This window comes from Yinghuangia sp. YIM S09857, assembly GCF_051388915.1.
GTDB lineage: Bacteria > Actinomycetota > Actinomycetes > Streptomycetales > Streptomycetaceae > Yinghuangia.
The window spans coordinates 102,790-106,963 of the sequence record NZ_JBPKBH010000019.1 but is presented as its reverse complement, the minus strand read 5'-3'; the positions used below and the strand labels follow the sequence as shown (position 1 = coordinate 106,963).

Genomic DNA, 4,174 nt, shown 5'->3' with positions numbered 1-4,174 from the left:
CCCCCCAAGTCCGGATCAAGCTCGGAGGCCCCGCGGACATGTGCCTGGTGGACGGCGACCTCACCGCAGTCCACGCCGACCCACGGGCCACACGCGTGCGCCTGACGGTGTGCCGCGGGAAGGTCGCCTTCGACGCAGAGGCGTCCTCTGGACCAACGCCATAGTAGGTACTATGTTGAGGGAGTCGGTGTCGGATCCCGACCAGTTCGCGCCCAACAGGCCGACCGCGCCTCCCGGCTGCCCCTGCGGACCGTTGCCTGTGCGACCTGCCAGTCGCACTACCGCTGTGACATGCCCTCCAACCGCATCAGAGCAGAAAGCCAGGGCCGTATGTCGAACACCTCCGCCCCCCGTGTCGGGGCCCGCCTCACCTGTGCGAACTGCGGCACAGGCGTCATGGTGGTACGCCCACCCGCCGAACCCCTCATCTGTTGCGGAGGCGTCATGGGCGAGCCCGTGACGAGTCCAGGGCCGACAACCAACGGCGCCACGCAGCCGAATGCCTCCCAACTCGGCAAGCGCCACACCTGTGCGACCTGCGGCGCAGAAGTGCTCGTCATCAAGGCCGGGACAGCCGTCCCACACTGCGACAGCCTCGAAATGGCCCTGGCGGCGACCCGACAGCTGCCGTCGTCCGACTGACCGATCGCCGTCCCAGGTCCCGCAGCAGACGAACCGCGGAGAATCACATGAACATCGCCATGCTCCTCGACATGGCCGCAGACGGCTTCGGTGACCGACCGGCCGTCAGCACGCCGGGCGACCAGACGCTCACCTACACCGCGCTCAGGGACGCCGCCGCGCACGCCGCAGAGAGACTCACAGCCGACCGCAACAGCACCGCGGTCGCCTGCATCGGACTCTCGGGGGCGGAGATCCCCATCGCGTTGTTCGCCGCCGCATACAGCGGGCGCACCTACGCGCCGCTCAACCACCGGCTCCCGCTCGACGCCCTCCGACCCCTGGTCACGCAGCTCCATCCCGCGACGGTGATCGCAGCACCACCACACCGCGCCGCAGCACCCACAAGCGCACCACGTTGGGACAGCGCGGCCCTGACGGCCACCGCCACGCCGCGGTCCGCACCGAAGGCGCCCGAGGACCCGGACACCCCTGCGGTCCTGCTGTTCACCAGCGGGACGTCCGCCGCGCCAAAACCGATACGACTCCAGCACGACAACCTGCTCGCGTACGTCCTCGGCACGGTCGAGTACGGCTGCGCCGCCGAGGACGAGTCCCTTCTGCTGTCAGTACCGCCGTTCCACATCGCCGGCGTCTCGGCCGTGCTCTCGTCCGTCTACTCCGGACGACGCATGGTCATCCTGCCGTCCTTCAGCGCGCCGGCCTGGTTGAAGGCCGCAACAGACGAGCACACGACGCACGCCTTCGTCGTCCCCACGATGCTGGCCCGCATCGTCGACGAACTCGATGCGCACCCGCACAGGCGGCCCCCGGCATTGCGCCACCTCGCGTACGGCGGAGCGCGCATGCCCCTCCCCGTCCTCGAACGCGCCCTCGCTCACTTCCCCGACACCGACTTCGTCAACGCCTACGGACTCACCGAGACCAGTTCGACAATCGCGGTACTCGGGCCCGAGGTGCACCGGGCGGCTGCCGGGGGCGACGCTCACGCGCGGGCGCGACTCGGCTCCGTCGGCATACCGGTGCCCGGGATCGACATCCGCATCGTCCATCCCGACGGCACCCCGGTGCCCGTCGGTGCGCCCGGGGAATTGCTGCTGCGCGGCCCGCAGGTCGCCGGGGACACCGACATCGACGGATGGTTCGCCACTGGTGACCAGGCGACCCTGGACGACGGCGGCTACCTCTTCGTCCACGGCCGCCACGACGACACCATCATCCGCGGGGGAGAGAACATCTCCCCCGGAGAAGTCGAGGACGCGCTCATGCGCCACCCCGACATCGAGACGGCGTGCGTCGTCGGCGTCCCGGACCTCGAATGGGGCGAACGCGTCGAAGCCGCCGTCGTCCTCCGGCCGGGCAGCGAACTCGACGTGGACAAGGTCCTCGGCTGGACCCGGGAGCGCGTGGGCACCCTCAAGACCCCCGCACGCATTCACGTGGTCGAGGCCCTGCCTATGACCGCGACCGGCAAGGTCGTCCGTCGCCACGTGCGCGGCGAACTCAGCGGCACCTGACCTGTCGCAGGTGCTCCTGGAATGTCCCGCTTCGCTGTAAGACCACCCACCCGCCCTTCCGATCGACTGGAGCCAGCCATGTACGACGAGTCCACCACCAGCCTCCGCGTCGCCATTGTCACCGGCGCCGCACGCGGCATCGGCGCCGCCATCGCACGCCGCCTCGCGTCCGACGGCGCGGCCGTGGCACTGCTGGACCTGGACGCCGACGGCTGCGAGAAGGTGGCCGCGGAGATCCGCGGCAGCGGCGGCCGAGCCTGGGCGGGCAGCGTCGACGTCACCGACAGCGGCCGCGTGGAAGCCGCCGTCGAGGCCGTCGTCACCGAACTCGGCCCGCCCACAGTGTTGGTCAACAACGCCGGCATCACTCGCGACAACCTGCTGTTCAAGATGACCGAGGACGAGTGGGACGCGGTGATGGACGTGCACCTCAAGGGCGCGTTCCTGATGAGCCGCACCGTCCAACGACACATGACGGCCCAGGGCTACGGACGGATCGTCAACATCTCCAGCATCTCCGCACTCGGCAACCGAGGGCAGGCCAACTACGCCTCCGCCAAGGCCGGCATCCAGGCGTTCACCAAGACCCTCGCACTGGAGCTCGGCAAATTCGGCGTCACCGTCAACTCCGTGGCCCCCGGCTTCGTCGTGACGGAGATGACCGCGGCCACGGCCGAGCGCCTGGGCCTGACCTTCGAGGACTACCAGAACAAGGCCGCCGAGCAGGCCGCGGTGCGCCGAGTCGGCCGCCCTGAAGACATCGCCCATGCCGTCGCGTTCCTGGCCGCCGAGGACTCCTCCTACATCTCCGGCCAGGTCCTCTACGTGGCCGGCGGGCCCGTCAATTGACCATCTCCCCACGCGAGTCACCCGACGACGGACGAGGTCGTACGAGCGCCGCCGCCGACACCGTCCTGCTGCGCACCGAAGGCCGCGCAGCGTACCTGACACTCAACCGCCCACGGGCAATCAACGCCCTCACCCACGCCATGGTCAAGCGCATCGCCGCCGCACTGGACGCGTGGGAGGACCACCCCGAGGTGCAGGTCGTCGTATTGGTCGGAGCCGGTGAGCGCGGCCTGTGCGCGGGCGGGGACATCCGTGCCATCCACGACGACGCACGCTACGGCGGCGGCGCCGCGACGGCGGCGTTCTGGCGCGACGAGTATCGGCTCAACGCTCGCATCGCGGGCTACTCGAAGCCGTACGTCGCCGTCATGGACGGCATCGTGATGGGCGGCGGCGTCGGAGTCTCGGCGCACGCCACCGTCCGGCTCGTCACCGAGCGGTCGCGAATCGCGATGCCGGAGACGGGAATCGGATTCGTTCCGGACGTGGGCGGCACGTACCTGCTCGGCCGCGCGCCCGGCGAGCTCGGCACCCACCTGGCGCTGACCGGCGCATCGGTCGGCGCGGCCGACGCCATCGCGTGCGGGCTCGCCGACGCGTTCGTGCCGTCCGGGGTGATCGCGGCACTCGTCGCCGATCTGGCTTCCGTGCCCCTACGGGAAGCCTTCGCCGAGCACGTCGGCGCGGCACCGCCCGCCGAACTCGCCGAACAACAGCACTGGATCGACACCTGCTACGCGGCGGACACGGTGGAGGAAATCGTCGGTCGGCTGTTCGAGCACGGCGACCACGCCGCCAAGGAGGCCGCGGAGACTCTGCTCGCGAGGTCGCCGACCGCCCTCAAGGTCACCCTCGCCGCACTGCGTCGCGCGCGCACCATGGCCTCCCTCGAAGAGGCACTCGACCAGGACTACCGTGTCTCCTGCGCCGCCCTGACCTCCCCCGACCTCGTCGAGGGAATCCGCGCCCAGATCATCGACAAGGACCGGGCACCGCGGTGGTCGCCCGGCACGCTCGCTGAGGTCGCCGACACCGACGTCGCACGCTTCTTCGTATCCCTCGGCGACAACGAACTCGGTCTCGCCGACGCCTCACGGGACCGAGCCCAGGAGACCTCCCGGTAGATGGGCTGAACGGCAGGGCGGGCACACCGACTTCGTCGGTGT

The 4,174-nt window shown here is 70.1% G+C and carries 4 protein-coding genes; all 4 read left to right on the top strand.

The genetic code is table 11. From position 1 onward, the window contains the following. The first annotated feature begins 444 nt into the window (after window positions 1–444). The 4 genes from ACRX5S_RS31460 (at window position 445) to ACRX5S_RS31445 (ending at window position 4,132) form a co-directional block, all read left to right on the top strand. Entirely contained in the window at window positions 445–642 is a 198-nt protein-coding gene (locus ACRX5S_RS31460) for a hypothetical protein (protein WP_436776560.1), read from the top strand. Window positions 643–689: 47 nt separating this feature from the next. Beyond that, window positions 690–2,159, top strand: a complete 1,470-nt coding sequence (locus ACRX5S_RS31455) for a class I adenylate-forming enzyme family protein (protein ID WP_436776559.1) — start codon at window positions 690–692, stop codon at window positions 2,157–2,159. A 78-nt stretch (window positions 2,160–2,237) separates the two neighbouring features. Next, on the top strand, window positions 2,238–3,008 hold the full coding sequence (gene fabG, locus ACRX5S_RS31450) for a 3-oxoacyl-ACP reductase FabG (protein WP_436776558.1): 771 nt from the start codon (window positions 2,238–2,240) through the stop codon (window positions 3,006–3,008). Between the two features lie 2 nt (window positions 3,009–3,010). Continuing rightward, on the top strand, window positions 3,011–4,132 hold the full coding sequence (locus tag ACRX5S_RS31445; RefSeq protein WP_436776633.1) for an enoyl-CoA hydratase/isomerase family protein: 1,122 nt from the start codon (window positions 3,011–3,013) through the stop codon (window positions 4,130–4,132). The last annotated feature ends 42 nt before the right edge of the window (window positions 4,133–4,174 follow it).

Bases quoted from the DNA above. Each gene is read 5' to 3' on its own strand.
- ACRX5S_RS31460 (WP_436776560.1), top strand. From the start codon at position 445: ATGGGCGAGCCCGTGACGAGTCCAGGGCCGACAACCAACGGCGCCACG.
- ACRX5S_RS31455 (WP_436776559.1), top strand. From the start codon at position 690: ATGAACATCGCCATGCTCCTCGACATGGCCGCAGACGGCTTCGGTGAC.
- fabG (WP_436776558.1), top strand. From the start codon at position 2,238: ATGTACGACGAGTCCACCACCAGCCTCCGCGTCGCCATTGTCACCGGC.